This window comes from Flagellimonas aequoris (assembly GCF_003584165.1).
Classification (GTDB): Bacteria; Bacteroidota; Bacteroidia; order Flavobacteriales; family Flavobacteriaceae; genus Flagellimonas; species Flagellimonas aequoris.
In genome coordinates this window covers 23,485-43,529 of the sequence record NZ_QXFJ01000011.1, presented here as the reverse complement: position 1 = coordinate 43,529, position 20,045 = coordinate 23,485, and the positions used below count along the sequence as shown (strand labels likewise).

The 20,045-nt window shown below is 37.1% G+C and carries 18 protein-coding genes; 17 read left to right on the top strand and 1 reads right to left on the bottom strand.

The features are described from left to right. The first annotated feature begins 4 nt into the window (after window positions 1-4). The 10 genes from hisH (at window position 5) to D2U88_RS04800 (ending at window position 11,742) form a co-directional block, all read left to right on the top strand. A complete protein-coding gene (gene hisH / locus D2U88_RS04845) occupies window positions 5-613 on the top strand; it encodes an imidazole glycerol phosphate synthase subunit HisH (RefSeq protein ID WP_119639185.1) in 609 nt (202 codons plus the stop codon). After that, window positions 614-1,369, top strand: a complete 756-nt coding sequence (locus D2U88_RS04840) for an AglZ/HisF2 family acetamidino modification protein (protein ID WP_119639184.1) — start codon at window positions 614-616, stop codon at window positions 1,367-1,369. Window positions 1,370-1,385: 16 nt separating this feature from the next. Beyond that, window positions 1,386-2,501 (top strand): N-acetyl sugar amidotransferase, encoded by a 1,116-nt coding sequence (locus tag D2U88_RS04835; protein WP_119639183.1) that lies wholly within the window; start codon window positions 1,386-1,388, stop codon window positions 2,499-2,501. 141 nt (window positions 2,502-2,642) lie between these two features. After that, complete coding sequence (locus D2U88_RS04830) at window positions 2,643-4,010, top strand: MBOAT family O-acyltransferase (protein WP_220473483.1); 1,368 nt, start codon at window positions 2,643-2,645, stop codon at window positions 4,008-4,010. 43 nt (window positions 4,011-4,053) lie between these two features. Further along, entirely contained in the window at window positions 4,054-5,460 is a 1,407-nt protein-coding gene (locus tag D2U88_RS04825; protein WP_147378530.1) for a hypothetical protein, read from the top strand. 288 nt (window positions 5,461-5,748) lie between these two features. Further along, complete coding sequence (locus tag D2U88_RS04820) at window positions 5,749-6,780, top strand: O-antigen ligase family protein (protein WP_147833602.1); 1,032 nt, start codon at window positions 5,749-5,751, stop codon at window positions 6,778-6,780. An 860-nt stretch (window positions 6,781-7,640) separates the two neighbouring features. After that, the gene (locus tag D2U88_RS19390; protein ID WP_147378528.1) at window positions 7,641-8,057 is read left to right on the top strand and encodes a hypothetical protein; all 417 of its coding nucleotides are present in this window, start codon (window positions 7,641-7,643) and stop codon (window positions 8,055-8,057) included. A gap of 28 nt (window positions 8,058-8,085) precedes the next feature. Further along, on the top strand, window positions 8,086-9,201 hold the full coding sequence (locus D2U88_RS04810) for a glycosyltransferase (RefSeq protein WP_119639178.1): 1,116 nt from the start codon (window positions 8,086-8,088) through the stop codon (window positions 9,199-9,201). Between the two features lie 15 nt (window positions 9,202-9,216). Further along, a complete protein-coding gene (gene wecB / locus D2U88_RS04805; protein WP_119639177.1) occupies window positions 9,217-10,296 on the top strand; it encodes a non-hydrolyzing UDP-N-acetylglucosamine 2-epimerase in 1,080 nt (359 codons plus the stop codon). A 57-nt stretch (window positions 10,297-10,353) separates the two neighbouring features. Next, on the top strand, window positions 10,354-11,742 hold the full coding sequence (locus D2U88_RS04800) for a phenylacetate--CoA ligase family protein (protein WP_119639176.1): 1,389 nt from the start codon (window positions 10,354-10,356) through the stop codon (window positions 11,740-11,742). Window positions 11,743-11,752: 10 nt separating this feature from the next. Here D2U88_RS04800 and D2U88_RS04795 read toward each other — a convergent pair whose 3' ends face one another. Continuing rightward, window positions 11,753-12,169, bottom strand: coding sequence for an ankyrin repeat domain-containing protein (locus D2U88_RS04795; RefSeq protein WP_182859103.1), 417 nt, complete (start codon window positions 12,167-12,169; stop codon window positions 11,753-11,755). 81 nt (window positions 12,170-12,250) lie between these two features. Between D2U88_RS04795 and D2U88_RS04790 the strand changes: the two genes are divergently transcribed. The 7 genes from D2U88_RS04790 to D2U88_RS04760 are packed head-to-tail and all read left to right on the top strand — an operon-like array spanning window position 12,251 to window position 19,919. Further along, on the top strand, window positions 12,251-13,276 hold the full coding sequence (locus D2U88_RS04790) for a Gfo/Idh/MocA family protein (RefSeq protein WP_119639174.1): 1,026 nt from the start codon (window positions 12,251-12,253) through the stop codon (window positions 13,274-13,276). Window position 13,277: 1 nt separating this feature from the next. Continuing rightward, complete coding sequence (locus D2U88_RS04785) at window positions 13,278-14,012, top strand: formyltransferase family protein (RefSeq protein WP_119639173.1); 735 nt, start codon at window positions 13,278-13,280, stop codon at window positions 14,010-14,012. Next, window positions 14,009-15,106, top strand: a complete 1,098-nt coding sequence (locus D2U88_RS04780; protein ID WP_119639172.1) for a DegT/DnrJ/EryC1/StrS family aminotransferase — start codon at window positions 14,009-14,011, stop codon at window positions 15,104-15,106. Before D2U88_RS04785 ends, D2U88_RS04780 begins: the two co-directional genes overlap by 4 nt. Beyond that, the gene (lhgO, locus tag D2U88_RS04775) at window positions 15,103-16,302 is read left to right on the top strand and encodes an L-2-hydroxyglutarate oxidase (RefSeq protein WP_235855724.1); all 1,200 of its coding nucleotides are present in this window, start codon (window positions 15,103-15,105) and stop codon (window positions 16,300-16,302) included. The genes D2U88_RS04780 and lhgO overlap by 4 nt, the downstream gene beginning before the upstream one ends. Beyond that, window positions 16,299-17,561 carry a glycosyltransferase family 4 protein gene (locus D2U88_RS04770; RefSeq protein ID WP_119639171.1) on the top strand — a complete coding sequence of 421 codons (1,263 nt, stop codon included), beginning with the start codon at window positions 16,299-16,301 and terminating at the stop codon, window positions 17,559-17,561. Before lhgO ends, D2U88_RS04770 begins: the two co-directional genes overlap by 4 nt. Before the next feature lie 11 nt (window positions 17,562-17,572). Next, complete coding sequence (locus D2U88_RS04765) at window positions 17,573-18,943, top strand: sugar transferase (protein ID WP_119639170.1); 1,371 nt, start codon at window positions 17,573-17,575, stop codon at window positions 18,941-18,943. A 4-nt stretch (window positions 18,944-18,947) separates the two neighbouring features. Next, window positions 18,948-19,919: a UDP-glucuronic acid decarboxylase family protein gene (locus tag D2U88_RS04760; protein WP_119639169.1), complete on the top strand. Its 972-nt coding sequence runs from the start codon at window positions 18,948-18,950 to the stop codon at window positions 19,917-19,919. Window positions 19,920-20,045: the final 126 nt, after the last annotated feature.

The following is a 20,045-nucleotide window of genomic DNA, read 5'->3' as shown; positions in this document are numbered from 1 at the left end:
TCATATGGTTACAATCATAGATTATAAGGTGGGTAATCTGGGGTCAATTCAAAACATGCTTAAAAAGATTGGAGTACAATCGATGGTGACCTCGGACCCGGATCAAATAAGGTCCGCCGAAAAAATCATCCTTCCGGGCGTTGGAGCATTTGATTCTGGAATCTGTAGTTTAAAAGAACTTGGTTTATGGGAAGCTCTCAATGAAAGAGTATTGAAAGACAAAATACCGGTTCTTGGAATTTGTTTGGGGATGCAATTACTGTGCAATGGTAGCGAGGAAGGAAAAGAAAAAGGGCTCGGTTGGATTGATGCTGATGTTGTCCGTTTTCGACCATCGGAAAAGAAATTCAAAACACCTCACATGGGTTGGAACTATACCAAAACATCTCCAGAAAGTCAACTTTTTAAAGAGATGCACCCGGACCCCAAATTTTATTTTGTCCATTCTTTTTACGCACTGGCAAACGATACAAGCAGCATTGCCAAAACCACTTATGATGTAACTTTCGATTCTGCATTGGAAAAGGGCAATATTTTGGGCACACAATTTCATCCTGAAAAAAGCCATAAATTTGGAATGAAGCTGCTGAAAAATTTTGTTGATAATTACTAAATGGCTCTAAAAAGAATTATTCCCTGTTTGTTGCTGAGAGATAATGGACTCGTTAAAACGGTAAAGTTCAAGAAATCAACCTATATAGGAGATCCTATAAATGCGGTCAAGATTTTTAATGAGAAAGAAGTCGATGAACTGGTTTTTTTGGATATTGATGCAACCAGGAACGGAAAAGAACCATCCTATCAATTGATTCAGGATATAGCCTCGGAATGCTTTATGCCATTTTGTTATGGGGGAGGGGTAAAAAATATCGACCAAATTAGAAGGCTAATTGCTTCCGGAGCTGAGAAAGTGGCCATAAACAGTGCTGCTTTTCATGATCCAAAACTAATTTCGACAGCTGCGAAACTTTTCGGTAGCTCCACAATTGTTGTTTCCATAGATTATAAAAAGAACCTTTTCGGCAAAAAGATGGTTTTCGTGGAAGGTGGGCGAAAAAGCACCAAGATAGACCCAGTTTCTTATGCCATCCAAATGGAAGAGCTTGGTGCAGGAGAACTGTTTCTCAATTCCATTGAAAGGGATGGCACCATGGAAGGATATGATGTTGAAACGGTACAGAACATTGCCAATGCGGTGTCTATACCGATAATTGCATGTGGAGGGGCCAATGACCTTCAAGATTTTAAAAAAGTACTTCAAATAGAAGGTGTTTCAGCTGCTGCTGGTAGCAGATTTGTTTTTCAGGGCAAGAAAAGAGGGGTTCTCATATCATACTTGGAACCTGCTGAGATTAATAGTTTAACATAGAGCCAAAACGAGCAAGATGACAGAGAGACCATACCAAATATGCAAAAGGTGCATTATGGACACCACAGATCCTAACATCACCTTTGATGAAAATGGAATTTGCAATCATTGTACAGATGCGATAGAGAGGGCCAAAACCATATGGTTTCCAAATGAAGAAGGAGAAAGGAGGCTTCTTGCCATTGTAGATGAAATAAAAGCCTCCCAAAAGAACAAGGAATACGACTGTATCATCGGGCTAAGTGGCGGGGTAGACAGTTCTTATCTGGCCTATAAGGTTGTAGAGTTGGGATTGAGGCCCTTGGTTGTTCACGTCGATTGTGGCTGGAACTCCGAGATGGCAGTTAAGAATGTGGAGAACATTGTAAAAAAACTCAATCTTGACCTTCACACCCATGTGGTGGACTGGCAAGAAATGAAAGATCTTCAGTTGGCCTATTTCAGGGCCAATGTGGCCAACCAAGACGTACCCCAGGATCATGCCATATTTGCGGCGCTTTACAGTTATGCGGTCAAGAACAACATTAAATATGTTTTTAATGGGGGAAATTTTGCCACGGAGAGCATATTGCCCAAAGCATGGGGCTATAATGCGTTGGATTCTAAAAATCTAAAAAGCATCCATAAAAGATTCGGAAAAAGGAAACTTAAGAAGTATCCGAAAGTTTCTTTCTTTCGAAGGTATATTTATTTTCCCATGATACGTAAAATGGTTATTGTTAAACCATTAAACTTTATGTCCTATAGAAAGGAAGAAGCTATAGAGATCATGAAGAATAAACTAGATTGGCAGTATTATGGGGGCAAACATCATGAATCCAGGTTTACCAAGTTTTTTCAGGCCTATTTTTTGCCTCATAAGTTTGGGTATGATAAAAGAAGGGCACATTTGTCCAGTTTAATTGTCTCTGGCCAGATGAATAGGGACCAAGCCTTGGCCGAGGTGCAATTTGAAATATACCCTGGAGATTCCCATTTGGAAGATATGGAATATGTAGCCAAAAAACTTGGGATTTCTCTAAGGGAGTTTCAAGACATTATAGCAATGCCTAACAAATCCTACAATGATTACCCAAATGTAGAAGGGCTGTTTAAATTAGGTTTTAAGATTAGGGATAAATTTTTCAGTTAAACCCTCCTTTCCTTATATCATCAGATGCTTTTTAATTCGGAACAATTTTTAATTTTTTTCCCCACCGTAACACTTTTGTTTTTTTTGCTTCCCAAAAAACTACAGTGGTTATGGCTTTTGTTGGTAAGCTATTACTTTTATATGAGTTGGAATCCATCCTATGCGATTCTTATTCTTATATCCACGGTAATTACATATTTAAGCGGAGTGTATTTGGGCAAAGTGGATAGTTTACCTTTATCTGATGAAGTGAAAAAAAGAAGGAAAAAACTGTATGTCAGTATCAGCTTTTCATCGAACTTACTAATATTATTTTTTTTTAAATACTTTAATTTTTTTAATGAAAGTTTTGTTGAAGTAGCACAGTTGCTAGGAATAGAAGTACATGGCTCCAGATTTAATGTATTGTTGCCTGTTGGGATTTCATTCTATACGTTTCAGGCTCTAAGCTATACAATGGATGTTTTTAGAGGGAAAATATTGCCGGAAAAACATTTTGGAAGATATGCCCTGTTCGTTTCTTTTTTCCCTCAACTAGTGGCGGGTCCCATTGAAAGATCCACCAACTTGCTACCTCAATTTAGACAACACAAAAAGTTTGACCACAATCGAATAAGGGAGGGGTTATTGCTCATGATGTGGGGATTTTTTCAAAAGGTCGTTATTGCGGACAGATTGGCGGTTTTGGTGGACACGGTTTACAATGATCCTGAAAGCTTTAAAGGTGTTCAGCTTGGATTGGCCACTGTCTTTTTTGCTTTTCAAATATTATGTGATTTTTCAGGATATTCGGATATAGCAATTGGAGCTTCAAAAGTTTTGGGATTTGATTTAATGAAGAATTTTGAACGCCCCTACTTTTCAAAATCAATAAAAGAGTTTTGGAGGAGATGGCATATTTCCTTATCAACATGGTTTAGGGATTATTTGTATTTCCCACTTGGGGGAAATAGAGGTTCTAAGCTTTATGTTTATAGAAACCTTATGATAGTCTTTTTGGTAAGTGGACTATGGCATGGTGCAAATTGGACTTTTGTCGTTTGGGGCGCACTTCACGGGTCCTATTTGGTTATTGAAGACTATATGAATGGCATATGGATAAAATATAGGTTTACAATTATGAACAACAAAGGTTTCTCAAGCAAAATACTTAAGGTTGCACTAAATTTCATGCTTGTAACCTTTGCTTGGATTTTCTTCAGATCCAATACGCTAAGCGACTCTTTCTATATTGTCAAGAACCTTCTGGTCAACAATTTTAGTAAGCTGTTCGGAAATGAACTTTACACAATGGGATTGGATAAGCAAGATTTTTCCATTGCTGTAATTTCAGTTTTGTTTTTATTGTTAATACATGGGCTACAAAGGAAAACATCTCTATCAAAATGGGTTTTTAACCAGTGGATGCCTATACGTTGGAGCATATACATTGGAATGGCTTTGATAATTTTGATATTTGGATATTATGGAGAGCAGAAAGAGGCCCAGTTTATATATTTTCAGTTTTAAGGCCCTGGGTGGGTGCTTATTTTTGTTTCTATTTACACTGTTGGTGAATAGATTTGGAGTTCTATTAAATGAATATGATGATGTTCAGCAAAGATGGGAGTATTTTTATAACTTGCCGGAAAACAGCTTGGAGGTACTTATTCTCGGGAATTCACATGCCTATTCTACCTATTCACCCGATGTAATAGATGCCGTTTGTGGGATAGATTCTTACTTGTTGGCAGGTAATTCCCAAAAGATGGAACAGACCTACTACAATCTTAAAGAGGCCCTAAAATATCAAAGCCCTCGGGTAGTAGTTATACAAGCTACAGTTTTGTCTGGGGATAGTTGGAAGACCGAAACGGGGGATTATCGTGTATATTCAAATTTGATGGGAATGAAGTTTTCATGGAACAAATTGAAAGCAATAAGTGCTCAACGACCTTCAGAAGATTATGTAGGTACTTTGTTTCCCTTGTTGCGCAATCATAATAATTGGAAACGTACAGAATTGATAGGTGAAAACTTAGCAAGGGAGGAATCTGGTAAAAAAGACGATTATAGGGGCTTTTCCCCTAGAGTTAGCGAAATGACCCCAAAAGTAATGAGACAATTTGATAATGCCAAGAAAACAGATTACTCTAGCTTTGAACTAGGAAGATTAGACCTGCACTACATGGGGGAAATTAAAAAACTATCCCTTAAAAAAGGGTTCAAGGTAATTTATGCCATGAGTCCAAAATATCCTGATATTATCAATCCAACATACCTATCCAAGCATAAGGTATTGGAAAAAGAAATTTCAAATTTAGGCCACGAATACATAGACTATAATATGTTGGCTGATTCAATTGGTCTTCTCCCAAGAAGTTTTGAAAATGGATTCATTGAATACCAACATACAAGTTATTATGGAGCGGTTCAGGTGAGCAAACATTTAGCTCAGCACCTGAAAGATAAAAACTTAATCCACAAAGGGCATGAAGGTAAGGACAAGGAATGGATTGCCAGAATGGGGACAAAGCCAGAATATATAATTTTTAATGAAAGCAGGCCCAAAACTTCTAAAACAACACTGTACAGTTCAGAGGTAGACTTTAAATTTTTAGACTCCATTGTTGTAGATAAGTTAGACATCATTAAGAAGCAAAACGGAGTATATGAGGTCATCCTTCAATTTAAGAAAAACCTGGATGTTGAAAAATTGATGCAACACAAATTTTATGTACATCTATACCCAGATAAGAAGGACACTAATATTAGGGATGACAGGAAAGAATTTGGCTATGAAAATTTTGATTTCATACCGGTTGTATTACCAAGGACCAGACAGAACTATTACATAATTAGGGAAATTGAAACCGAAATTGTTGACGTTGCAAAGATTGATTTCGGGCTGTTTAAATCGGGGTCTAGAAGTGAAAGACTTACACTGGAGAACATCAAGCTAACCAAGGAGACAGATTAAAGTTATTCTTTATAATGAAAAAGTAAAGTGAGACAAAATGGAAAGCTTGGCCCGACCACAACAATATATAAAAGGATTATAAAAAAATACGGATAGACGTTGAATATTCTTAAATACCAGAACGTACTCTTGCTTTTCGCTTTTTCCCTCCCCATTCATGAGAAGGCCTCCACGATACTGATTATTGTTTGTCTATTGTTTTTTTTTACTGATTTAGTCTTAGGGAATGAAAGATTGTGTTTTAAAAAAGAATTGGTGCCATTGCCCCTTTTGTTTCTAACCTATATTGTGGTATCCACCATTGCATCAGGTGAGCTCGATTTTAAATGGGTTGAGCATAAGGCATCTTTGCTTTTTATACCCTTATTGTTTTCATCCACTCATAAAATCGATCCCCAAAAAATATTTAAATCTTTTGTCTATGGTTGTTTGTTGGCATATCTCATATGTTTTTTCCTTGCATTAAAGAGTTCGTTACACATTACGGAATTAGGGATTCAATTTAACCCGTTGTTGAACCCGAATAGGGGGTTTTTTGAGTCCATGGTATATGAAGGGAACTACTTTTTTGGCGGCCATTTTTCACAACTCCAGCAGATATCTTATTTTGCATTATATCTGTCTTTTGCTATTGGGATAGTTTTATTTTATTCAAAGCCACTCAAAGTAAGATGGCCCATTGTGGCTGCTCTCACCCTCGGTGTTGTCCAAACGGCAAGCTTGGCTGGAGTCGTAAATCTTATAATGATTTACTCTTTTTATTTGTGGAGCCTTTTGAAAGACAGAAAACTACAAGTTCTTGTAATAATTGGTTTTGCGGCCTTTATTGCTTTAAGCGCCAAATACCATCCAAGGATCAACACAACGTTAAAGGGCACCTACAAAACTCTTATTAACGATAATTCTGCCCAATACCCCAAACAACCTAGACTATTGGCATGGAAAGGAGCAACAAGGGCAGTTGCACAGAATGGGGCTTTTGGTGTAGGACTGGGCAATGCCCAAAAAGAGTTGAACAAACACTATGATTATATAGGTTTTGAACGGGGTGTGAATGAAAATTTGAATGCCCACAATCAATACTTGCAGACACTTTTGGAATGTGGTATAATAGGATTAACCTTATTGTTAATGATAATGTATAAGGTTTTCAGAACTTTGAAGAAAAGAATTGGACCGGAAAAACAAATAGGGATGGTCTTTTTACTTCTCCTGACGGTTAATTTTTTATTTGAAAATCTCTTGAACAGATATATTGGAATTTCATTTTTTTCATTTTTTCTGTGCTTAATTTTAACAATGAATGAAGATTTGAATTAATTATGAGGTTGACATTTTATAAATATAAGAGCTTACAGTTTACATTGGCTTATTACATCCTGTTATCTATATTGAACTTTAACTATATTATTCATGCCAATTCCTTTGTTTATGTTGCATATAATACAGAAAGTGTTTTTGAATTTTTACCATATAGATTTTTTTTTGTGACAACAATTATTCTAATTAATTGTATAGTTCTGAGTTTTCATAAAATCAGTGATTTCGCATATTCTGTTCTATTATTGATATTGATTTTTTTCGTAATTCCAGCAGGATTGATTTATGCATCTAATCGAATAATCCTTAGCGATATTTTCATTTTCAATAACTTATTGTTTTATGTTTCTGGGCTATTTCTGTCAATAAAAGTAAACATACCTACACCCGTTATAAATGGGGGTCAGGCCGCTCAGTTACTAATAAGTATAACAGCTGTTGGGATTATTCCTTTCATATACTTGTATGCTCCTTATATTAATTTAAAAAATCTGTTGCTAATTGATGTTTATGAGACACGCGCACTGGTAACAGAGAATGTTGATAACACATATACTGCATATACCTATTCATGGTATTCCAAGATTATCTTACCCATAATTCTTGTTTTTTTTATTCACTTTAAGAGTCGTCTTGGATTGATAATTAGTTTTGGGTTCCTCATGTTTTTTTATTTATGTGGTGCTCATAAAACTGTTTTTTTAGGAACATTTGCAGTGCTTGTTTTCTACAGGTATGATTATTTGAAAAAAACTTATTTTTTACTTAAAGTTCTTTGTACAATTGCCGTATTGGGATTATTGTTACAGCTTTTTTTTAATTGGGATTATTTTTGGACCATAACACTAAATAGAATATTCATGTTGAATGCCCTATTAGATTATTGTTTTTTTGATTTCTTTAGGGATAAGCCTATATATTGGGCAGATTCATTCTTGGCTTCGTCTATTCAATATCCTTATGAACTTATGCCTTCCCATTTAATAGGAAAGGAATACTTGAGCAATCCAAATGTAAATGCCAATTCAGGAATTATCGCAAATGGATATAAAAATGCAGGGATTATAGGGGTGCTTATTAATATTGTTTTTGTATCAATATATCTAGGGATGTTAAATAGCTTTAGAATTAGTCCCAAGTTCTACGGATTGTTTATCGTACTGATATTTACTTTTACAAATGCCTCCTTGACGGGCTCCATACTAACCCATGGTCTTTTGATTCTTTTCGTGGTTAGCATGTTCGTACTAAGAAACACAAAATACTCATTAACATAAAAGATAATCTTAATATGCCACGATTACTATGATTACCTCAAAAAAAATATGTCATTTTACTTCACCACATCCCAGATACGATACCAGAATATTTCGAAAAGAATGTTCTTCCTTGGCTGACCAAGGCTATAGAGTTGATTTGATTGTTGCTGACGGGGAAGCAGAAGAAAGTGTTGATAAAATTCATATTCATGGAATTAAAGCGCCAAAGAACAAGTTGGTTAGGGTTTTTATAACACCATTCAGAATTCTTCGAAAAGCGATACAGTTAAATGCCGACCTTTATCATTTTCACGATCCAGAACTGATCATTATTGGATTGATTTTAAGATTAAAAGGAAAGAAGGTAATTTATGACATCCATGAGGACCTGCCACGTCAGCTTTTTGTTCAAAAACACAAGAGTAAGTTCAAAAGAAAAACAATGGAATTTTTTCTGGAGAAGTTTGAAAATTTTGGAGCCAAAAGGTTTTCTGCATTGATAACAGCCACACCACACATAGGTAAAAGATTTAGAAAACTTAATGACAATACATGGGTTATTAATAATTTTCCGATTTTGAACGAGTTGGCAGCACAAAAAGAAGACTACTCAAGTAAGAAGAATGAGGTTTGTTATGTTGGCGGGATTTTAAGGGTCCGGGGAATAATTGAAATGGTCCAGGCATTGGAATTTGGTGATACAAAGTTGAATATATGTGGAGAGTTTCCAAATTCAGGGCTTAAAGAGGAAACAATGGAATTGGCCGGATGGAACAATGTAATAGACCATGGTTTCTCCAGCAGGGAAAAAGTGGGAGAGGTAATGTCTAGGTCCTTGGCTGGATTGGTTTTGTTTCAAGCCTACCCAAACCATATAAATTCTCAACCCAATAAATTATTCGAGTACATGTCCGCTTCTTTGCCTGTAATCATGTCGAATTTTGAATATTGGAAGGAGATAACAGATAAGTACGCGTGTGGCATCAGTGTTGACCCTGAAAATCCCATTGAGGTAGCAGAAGCGATAAAAAAAATCAAAAACAATCCAAAAGAAGCAAAACAAATGGGGGAAAATGCCAGAAAAGCGGTTGAAGAAGTTTATAATTGGTCAATTGAGAAAAAAAAATTGTTAGCGTTGTATGCTAAATTACTAGATGAATAAGAGCACACTGTCACTATGAAAATCGTTACTATTATAGGAGCTAGACCTCAATTTGTTAAAGCGGCGATGGTAAGCAAGGCCATAAAAGACCATAATGAAGAGGGCAAAGGAAAAATCTCGGAAATTATCATTCATACTGGGCAACATTTTGATGCTAACATGAGCGACATTTTTTTTAATCAAATGGGAATACCAAAACCAGATTATGACTTAGGAATTAATTCTTTGACCCATGGAGCAATGACAGGACAAATGTTGGAAAAAATAGAAAAAGTGTTAATCAAGGAGAAACCGGATTGGGTTTTGGTTTATGGAGACACGAATTCTACCATAGCAGGGGCATTGGCCGCAAAAAAAATACATATTAAAGTAGCACATGTTGAAGCTGGGTTAAGATCTTTTAATATGCATATGCCCGAAGAGGTTAATAGAATTTTGACAGATAGAATTAGCGATGTTCTTTTTTGTCCAACGGACACGGCCATGGAAAATCTTACCGCTGAAGGTTTTGAAAACATGCACATTAAAATCGTAAAAACAGGTGACATCATGTTGGATGCAGCTAAGGTTTATAGCAACTATGCTGTTCAGCCAAGAGAAGTGCTCGGCACGAATTTTGTATTATCAACTATTCATAGAGCGGAGAATACGGACTCCAAGGAAAAACTTAAAAATATATTTTCCGCACTCTCGAAGATCGCTTCACAAAAACAGGTGGTCCTTCCCCTACACCCTAGGACCAAACATTATATTGAAAAATATGATATTGAGTTAAGCCCCCAGATCAAAATAATTAACCCTGTGGGTTATTTGGAAATGGTTTGGTTGTTATCCAATTGTTGTATGGTGGTTACCGATAGTGGTGGGGTGCAGAAAGAAGCTTATTTTTTTAAGAAACCTTGTATTACAGTACGAGAGGAAACAGAGTGGATAGAACTCGTTGAAATTAATGTAAACTTTTTAACAGGGTCTGATGAGAATAAAATTCTAGAGGCTTATCATAAAGTAGTCACAAATACGATGAATTTTGATATAAACCTTTATGGTAATGGTAATACTCGAGAAACGATTTTAAAAGAATTATTGAGTAATTGAACCGTTTTTGATTGATTTGGATAAATAATTAAGGCTCTCCAACAAGATTTTTAATACATGAAAAATAAAATACAAACGGCCTACAAAAAATCCCCTGTATTTATTCAAAACCTTCTCATTTCGGCTTATGGCTTCTATTGGAAAAGCAGAAGACTTGGAGGGGTTTTTAAAACGCACGTAAATGAATTTAAAAGGAGGGAAAAGTTCACCAAGGATCAATGGCGGGAATACCAGACCAAAGAACTAAGAAAGTTATTGGCTCATGCCTTTGATACAGTACCATATTATAAGAAGCTTTATGCCGAACATGGGTTTGGCCCCGAAGATTTTAAAAAGTTTGAGATAGAGGATTTAAAGAAGCTTCCATGCCTTGAAAAAGAGGAACTTAGAAAATATGGCACCACTACATTGCTCTCCACAAAGCGTAAAAAAGGAACTTTTCTGTCCAGTAGTGGTAGTACAGGAACACCTATCAAAGCATTTTTCACCAAAGAGGCACATCAGATATGGAGTGCAGCTTATGAGGCCCGTATACGAAATTGGGCCGGAGTGGACCACACCATGAGTAGGGGAATGATAGGGGGAAGAAGAATTCTGCCGGATGCCGATGCAAAACCACCTTATTTCCGTAAAAATTATGCTGAAAAACAGGTCTATTTTTCAGCATATCACCTATCACCAGAAACTGCATCCAACTACTTGAAAGGAATCAAGGACAGCCAACTGGACTACATGGTAGGGTATGCCATGAGCAACTACCTATTGGCCGAATTTATAGAAAAAAAAGAACTGCAAGCACCAAAACTTAAAGCGGTTTTGACCTCAAGTGAAAAACTGACACAGGAAATGCGGTCAACCATGGAAAGAGTTTACAACTGCAAAGTATATGACGCATACAGTGGAGTGGAGTCTTGCGGGTTGATATCCGAGAACAGCCATGGAGAATTGCTTTTTAGCCCAGACACGGGGATTATGGAAGTGGTGGATGATGAAGGAAAGGATGTTGCCCATGGAGATGCAGGAGAGGTCATTTCAACCGGATTATTAAATTTTGACCAACCTCTAATCCGCTACAGGATTGGAGATAGGGTAAAGTTATCAAAGAACCAAGAGACTGTATCCGGTCTCCACATGCCCAAAATTGATGAAATAGAAGGTAGGACAGAAGATGTTGTAACAGCTAAGGATGGCCGTAAAATGGTACGCTTTCATGGCCTATTTGTTGATATTCCAAAACTTGTGGTGGCCCAACTCATACAAAACACCACAGAAGATTACACCATAAATGTTGTTGTAGAGGACGGTTTTTCAAGGCTTGAGGAAGAGGAGATGAAAAAAAGACTCTGCAGCCAGGTAGGTGAAGTATCCGTACAGTTCAATCAATTAAAGGAAATCCCAAGAAACAAGAATGGTAAGTTCAGGGCCGTAATCTCAAAAGTTCCTTAGACGTATTGGATTATTCAAGTTCACTTGCCAATTTCGCCCCTTTTTGTCTTAGCCATTTTTCCAACCAAAGTGCATTTTGCTGCTTTACATAGTCCAAAACGGTCAAAGAAGCTTTTTTGTCCTTTGCATTGATATTTGCTCCCATATTTAGCAACCAATCCAATATTTTGGTATCTCTAGATACCAATACCGGGGTCTTGGCATACATAAACACCGTGGTACCCTTGAGGTTGGTTGCATTTACATTGGCCCCATTTGCCACCAAGAATTTCGCCACTTGATAATGTTCATTGAACACCGCCATGATAAGACCTGTCCAGCCTTTTTCATTCGCAATGTCAACATGTTTTATTTGGGGCAAAACACGCACAATGGTTTGTTGGTCTCCTCTTTCGCAGGCTTTCCAAAAAGCAATGTCGTGATTCATTTTTAAATGCGAATATAGCATTTATCAATTGTAAGTTTATTTTTATAAATAAAACTACCTTTGTCCAACATAAAATAAATTATGAAATTATTGAAATTTGCCATAGTGGGGTGTGGCCGGATTGGAAACAGGCATGCCAAACATATTGCCAACAACGGAATCCTAAAGGCTGTTTGTGATGTGGATGTGGAAAAGTCCGAAGCATTAGCAAAAGAATATGGAGCTACTGCCTACTCATCCCTTGAGGACATGTTCGCAAATGAAAAAGAGATAGACCTTGTAGCCATATGCTCGCCAAACGGTCTACATGCAGAACACTCCATAAAAGTATTAAGGAGTGGAATGCACGTGCTTTGTGAAAAGCCTATGGCCACAAGTGTTTATGATTGTGGCGAAATGATCAAAGCCGCAGAGAGTGCCAACAAAAGGTTGATGATCGTAAAACAAAACCGATTTAATCCACCTGTTGAAGCCATAAAACGCTTGATTGATTCAGGAAAATTGGGAAATATACTATCTGTACAGTTAAGCTGTTTTTGGAATCGGAACGAAGATTATTACAACAATTCTTGGAAAGGAACCTTGGAGTTGGATGGCGGGACACTGTACACCCAGTTCAGTCATTTTATTGACTTGCTATATTGGATGATAGGCGACGTTAAAAATGTAGAAGCTTTTGGGGGTAATTTCAATCATCAAGGTATTGCGGAGTTTGATGACAATGGTGTTATTGCATTGGAATTTTATAACGGGGCCATAGGAACAATTAATTATACGGTTAATAGTTTTGGTAAGAATATGGAAGGCTCCCTAACTATTTTTGGTGAAAGGGGTACTGTGAAAATAGGTGGTCAATACCTAAATGAGCTGGAGTATCAAAATATTGATGGAGTGGTCATAGATAACTTGCCTGAAGGAAACTCCGCAAACAACTATGGACAATATCAAGGATCCATGTCTAATCATGATAAGGTCTATGCAAATGTGGTTGAGGTACTTACAAATGACGGGGTTATTTCTGCCAACGGTTTTGAAGGCCTTAAAACAGTTGAGATTATTGATAAAATCTACAATAAAATGCCAAATCGTAATAAAGCACTGAAATGAGATGAAGAACATAGTTTTTTTAGGCTCAAAACAAATCGGATATGAATGTTTGGAATATTTGGTTGAAAATGCCAAAGAATTAGATTATAACATTCTGGGTGTTTTAACAAACAATAGAGGAGAGAACATTAAAGCTCTTGCCCAAAAGTCCCAAATACGCATATTAAGTGATTTGGATGCTTTTTTGGCCCTTAAAGAAGAAGTCCATATTGCAATTTCAGTGCAATACCATTTAATTTTAAAAAAAGAGCACATAAATAAGGCCAAGGATATTACTATCAATCTCCATATGGCACCATTGCCTGAATATAGAGGCTGCAACCAGTTTTCATTTGCAATCATTGACGGAAAAACAGAATTTGGTACAACCCTGCACAGATTGGATGAGGGAATAGATTCAGGCGATATTTTATTTGAAAAAAGATTTCCCATAGAGCAAGGAATATGGGTTGATCAACTATATGAAAAGACTTTCAAGGCCTCCATAGAACTATTTCAAGAATCTTTGCCAAAAATTTTGGATAATGAGTACAAATGCACCCCTCAAAAAGCGCTTATGTCAGAAAGAGGAACTACGCTGCATTTTAGAAAAGAGATTGAAGATATTAAAAGAATAGATTTGAACTGGAATTCTGAAAAGATACGAAGTCATATAAGGGCAACATACTTTCCGGGCTTTGAACCACCTTATACACAAATAGGTGATCAAAAAATATATTTTACAAAAACCATATGATAAAGTTTCTCGATCTTAAAAGTCAATATTCCCAAATCAAAGTTGAGGTGGATGCAGCTATTCACAATGTTATTGAAAAGGCAACTTTTATTGGAGGGGAACAAATAAAACAACTTGAAAAGGACTTTGCATCCTATCAGGATGCCAATTATTGTATAGGTGTGGCAAATGGAACAGATGCACTTGAGATTGCAATAGAGGCTTTGGGTCTTCCAAACAATTCAGAAATCATTGTTCCCGCTAACAGTTTTGTGGCAAGCTCGGAAGCTGTTACAAGAGCTGGACATAAAGTCGTCTTCTGTGATTGTGACCCACACAATTACACTATTGATTTAAAAAGCGTGGTGAGTGTACTGACCAAGAATACAAGAGCTGTTATTGCAGTACACCTTTATGGGCATCCCTGTGATATGGACGGTTTAAAGGAAATTGCTGATGAACATGGCCTATTTATCATTGAAGATTGTGCGCAAGCGCATGGTGCTGAATACAAAGGCACAAGAGTAGGGGCAATCGGAACTATTGGTGCCTTTAGTTTTTATCCCGGAAAAAACCTTGGCGCATATGGTGATGGTGGTGCCATATTGACTAATAGCAGTGAGCTTGCCACCAAATGTAGGATGATAGCGAATCACGGAAGAATTGAAAAATACAATCACCAATTTGAAGGTAGAAATAGTAGGCTAGATAATTTGCAGGCAGCTATTCTCAATGTAAAGTTGAAATACTTGGACAATTGGACCAATAAACGTATCGAGATAGCTGATTTTTATCTGTCGAGCCTATTAGGGGTAAAGGAAATTTCATTACCAAAAAGAGAGGAATGGGCAAAACAAGTCTATCATGTTTTTGTAATCCGAACAAAGTTACGGGATGAGCTGGCAAATTATCTAAACGAACACGGCATTCAAACAGGTGTTCATTACCCAATTGCCCTTCCAAAACTGGAAGCCTATAATTATTTAAAACAAGATTGTAGCACCTATTTCGCATATAACAACGATGCAGAACTACTGAGTTTGCCGATGGGGGAACATCTGACCAAAGAGGACGCTTGGCAAGTAGCGAATGCTATCAAAGCCTTTTTTGAATGATGGAATATGATGTGACAATCGTTGGTGGTGGAATTGTTGGACTTTCGGTTGGATACTTCCTTAAGAAAGCACAACCCGGACTACAACTTGCTATTATTGAAAAGGAAAAAGACATAGCGAAACACCAAACAGGTAGAAATAGCGGTGTTATACATTCGGGGATATATTACAAGCCTGGAAGTGCCAAGGCAAAAAATTGCAGACAAGGGTATGACCTACTTGTCCAATTTTGTAGGGAACATGGTATTGATTTTGATATATGCGGCAAATTAATTGTGGCCACGGATGCCAAAGAAGAGGAGGGGTTGAACACCATTTATCAAAGAGGAGTTGAAAATGGCTTGGAGGGACTAAAAATCCTGAATTCGGCAGAAATTATGGTCATTGAACCGCATGTAAGGGGGACCAAAGCTGTTTTTGTACCCCAAGCCGGAATAGTGGATTATGGTCAAGTAGCCAATAAATTAAAGGAATGCCTTGAGAAAATGGGTACTCGTTTTTTCTTCGGAAATGCTCTTGAAAAAATATCAGGAAACAAAAAACTTATACTTGATTTTGGGAATAACAGTATTGTAAGTAAGTATATGGTGAATTGCGCAGGACTTTATTCAGATAAAATAGCGAAAATGAATGGAGTAAAGCTTAGGGCAAAGATTGTACCATTCAAAGGAGAATACTTCATGCTCAAGAAAAATAAAAGATATCTGGTAAAAAATTTGGTGTATCCAGTACCAAACCCCAAATTCCCATTTCTTGGAGTTCATTTTACCCGTAGAATCAATGGGGAGATAGATGCGGGCCCTAATGCGGTTTTGGCCCTTGGGCGAGAAGGATATGGTAAATTTGAAGTTAATTTTCAAGAATTGGCCGAAAGTGTTTTTTACAGGGGTTTTTTAAGATTGGCCTTACGATACTGGAAAGTTGGAATTTTTGAAATGTACAGGTCCTTCTCCAAAAAGGCATTTGTCAAATCGCTGCGGAGACTCATACCCGAGATTAATGCGGAAGATTTGGAAGTTGGCAATTCCGGGATTAGGGCTCAAATTTGTTTTGACAATGGAAAACTAGCCGATGATTTCCTGATTGAGTATTCTCAAAACGCAGTTCATGTAATAAATGCTCCGTCGCCAGCAGCAACATCATCATTGCAAATTGGCAGTACTATATGTAATGAGTTAATTAGCAGGTTTCAGTGAAAAATATTTGGTTCATAAATCAATATATAACCAGTCCAGAAATTAAGGGCGAAGGATACAGGCATTATTATATTGCAAAATATTTTAATAGCGAAACTGATTTAAAACCGTTATTGATTACGGGATCTTTTTCACATGCACCCAAAAGGCATAATAGTTTTTTGGGACTATACAAGTATGTACATAATGGTGTTCCCACGTTGATATTGAAAACGAATAAGTATAAACAGTCTGGAGGAATAGGTAGGATCTTGAACTGGATAATGTTTATGCTGAACCTTTTTCTTTTGCCGGTACTATCAAAAAAAAAGGTTCCAAAGCCAGATGTTATCGTGTTGTCTTCACTTCCAATATTACCAATAATCAACCTTGCTTTTTTTAGATTAATATACCCCAAGACCAAATTAGTATTTGAGATCAGGGACTTATGGCCATTGTCAGCAATAGAGTTTGGTGGCTACAAAAAGGATAACATATTTATACAATTCATAGCCAGATTGGAAAAATGGGCTTATTCCAACTGTGATCTAATAATATCCGTATTGCCTAGGGCAGATAAACACATTCAAAAGGTGTTGGGCCATTCCAATTTCAAATATGAATGGATTACAAATGGCTATTCCCTGAGCGAAGACAATCCCGATTTGAACCTAAAGGATGTATTGGCAATCGATTTTAATGAAAGTGATTTTAAAATTGGGTATGCAGGCACTTTGGTGGTAGCAAATCCGTTGGACACTGTAATCAATGTTGTTGGAAACTTTGGGGATAATAGATTAAAATTATATATTTTGGGTGATGGTCCTGAAAAAGAAAGGCTTATGAAGGTTGCAAAGCCTTTTGACAATATTTATTTTTTGGACAAGATTCCAAAAGGCTATGTATCCCAATTTTTAAAAAAAATGGATTTACTTTTTATGGGTAAGGGAAGAAAAAACTCCAAGGTATATCAATATGGGACATCACAATTAAAAACATTTGACTACTTCTATGCCAAAAAACCTATTTTGCAAGCGTTGGACTCTTTGGAAAACCCAGTGACATATGCAGGAGCAGGTTTTGTGGTTGAGCCGGAAAATGAAAAAGAGCTAAAGGAAAGAATTAGCTATTTCATGGGACTTAACCAAGAAGAGTTAAAAGATTTTGGTATGAAGGGATATGATTACCTGATGAAAAATTGTACTTACAAAAGTATTAATTTAAGATACCAAAAAGTAATCAATGATTTAGTTGGTCAGCCTTCGCAAAAAGGGACTTAAAGCGAATTTTCATGCCAAAGGTATCTATTCTGAATTCAGTTGAGAGGAAATTTATTCTTCTAATAGGAGATACGTTGATTGTGTTAGCTTCGCTGAACTTGTTCATCAATCATGCAATTGACAAACAATATGTGTCGTCCAATCTTAAGGTTTCCGTTGTTACTTTTGGAATTTTGACATTTTTTGCGCTTTCCTATATTCTCGATTTCTATAATTTGGAAAAGGTTTCGAGAAGAAGATATGTTTTGTCCCAATCGGTCTACATAACAGTGTTTTTTGTCTTCTGGGTATTCCTTTTCACAGTCTTTGTTTATGATGTAAGCTATTGGAGAATCCCATTGTTATCATTTTTGTTGTTGACTCCCATAGAAGTTGGCTTGTGGAGACTTTTTTTCAGTAACGTTTTTAAGATTATCCCTACCACCAAAAATGTGTTGTATGTCTATGATGAAAATGCAATGGACAATTTGAAGGAACACTTGGAATATATCAACGGTGATGGAAAAAACACTTTTTATAGAGTTAAGCTAACATATTGCATTGATAACAAAGCTTCGTTCCTTAAGAAAAGGACTTTTCTGAAGGCCATCGATAAAATTGATTCTTGGATATTGAACCTCAGAAATTATGACGATTTACCAAAGGATTTGGAGGTTTTAATGCTCGATTCCATTCTAAACAAGAAAGAGGTTATCTCATATTCTTCATTTTACGAGAATGTTTATGAGGCCATGCCAATTAAATCACATCACCATAGTTTTTATGAACTATTACAGTTGCGCAATCGAAAGATCAGATACCTCCAAGTAATTTTTAGTTATTTGGTTAATTTCATTCTTTCCTTCCTCGTAGGTCTTTTGTTTGTTATTGTTTTTCCGTTTGTTTGGTTTTTAAACCTGTTCTTTAATCGTGGCCCCATATTATATTCCCAGTTGAGAGTGGGGCAATATGGGAAAGAGTTCAAGATTTATAAGTTTAGGTCAATGGTGGTGGATGCCGAAAGGTCAGGGGCAAAAATGGCCACAAAAAATGATGCCAGAATAACACCTTTCGGGAAAGTACTAAGAGTTTTTCGAATAGATGAACTACCACAAATAATTTCAGTAATTCGGGGAGAAATGACATTTATTGGCCCTCGCCCAGAAAGAAAAGTCTTTGTAGATCAATTAAATGATAAATTGCCCTTTTATGGGATTAGACACTTGTTCAAGCCTGGAATTACTGGATGGGCACAAGTGAAGTATAAATATGGGGAGGATTTGGAGGATTCAATCAGAAAACTGGAGTATGACTTATATTACATCAAAAACAGATCGATTACACTTGACTTAAGAATTATATTCAAAACGGTAACGACTGTTTTGTTTTCAAGGGGAGTATAAAAAAATGAAAAAAACACTCATCACCGGGGCGGCCGGCTTTTTGGGATCACACCTTTGTGACAGGTTTATCGCCGAAGGCCACCATGTCATCGGCATGGACAACCTCATCACCGGTGATTTAAAAAACATTGAACATTTGTTCCATTTGGAACGTTTTGAATTCTTTCATCACGATGTCACCAAATTTGTCCATGTCCCCGGTCGAATGGATTATATCCTTCATTTCGCTTCCCCTGCAAGCCCTATTGATTATTTGAAAATTCCCATAGAAACCCTAAAGGTGGGGTCTTTGGGCACTTTAAACTTATTGGGATTGGCAAGGGACCATAAAGCACGAATATTGGTTGCATCTACTTCCGAAGTATACGGTGACCCCTTGGTGCACCCCCAAAATGAAGATTACTACGGAAACGTCAGTCCCATAGGGCCCAGAGGAGTGTATGATGAAGCCAAACGCTTTATGGAGTCCATTACCATGGCCTATCATAGGCACCATGGGTTGGACACCCGGATTGTGCGCATCTTCAACACCTACGGGTCCCGCATGCGATTGAATGACGGTAGAGTGGTTCCCGCATTTATAGGCCAAGCATTGCGTGGTGAAGACCTTACGGTTTTTGGCGATGGTTCCCAAACCCGCTCCTTTACCTATATCGATGATCAAGTGGAGGGTATTTACCGTTTGCTACTGAGCGACTATGTAGAGCCCATTAATATTGGAAATCCTGATGAGACCACAATTCTTGAGTTTGCCGAGGAAATCATCAAATTAACAGGGACCGACCAGAAAATAGTCTTCAAGCCTTTGCCAAAGGATGACCCTTTGCAACGTCAGCCGGACATTACCCGCGCCAAGGAAATTTTGGGATGGGAGCCTACGGTACATCGCTCCGAAGGACTTAAAAGAGTATACGAATACTTTAAATCCCTTTCCCACGACGAACTATACCAGGCGCACCGCGACTTTCAATCCTAAGTACATTACTTTCTAAGAACTCCAATATTGGATTGATGAAAATTTAGGCTATTCGTGACATTCGTGTCCAGATGGATTAACCTTAAAAAGATATTTTAATCCTAGATTAAAAACGAATTGGGTTAC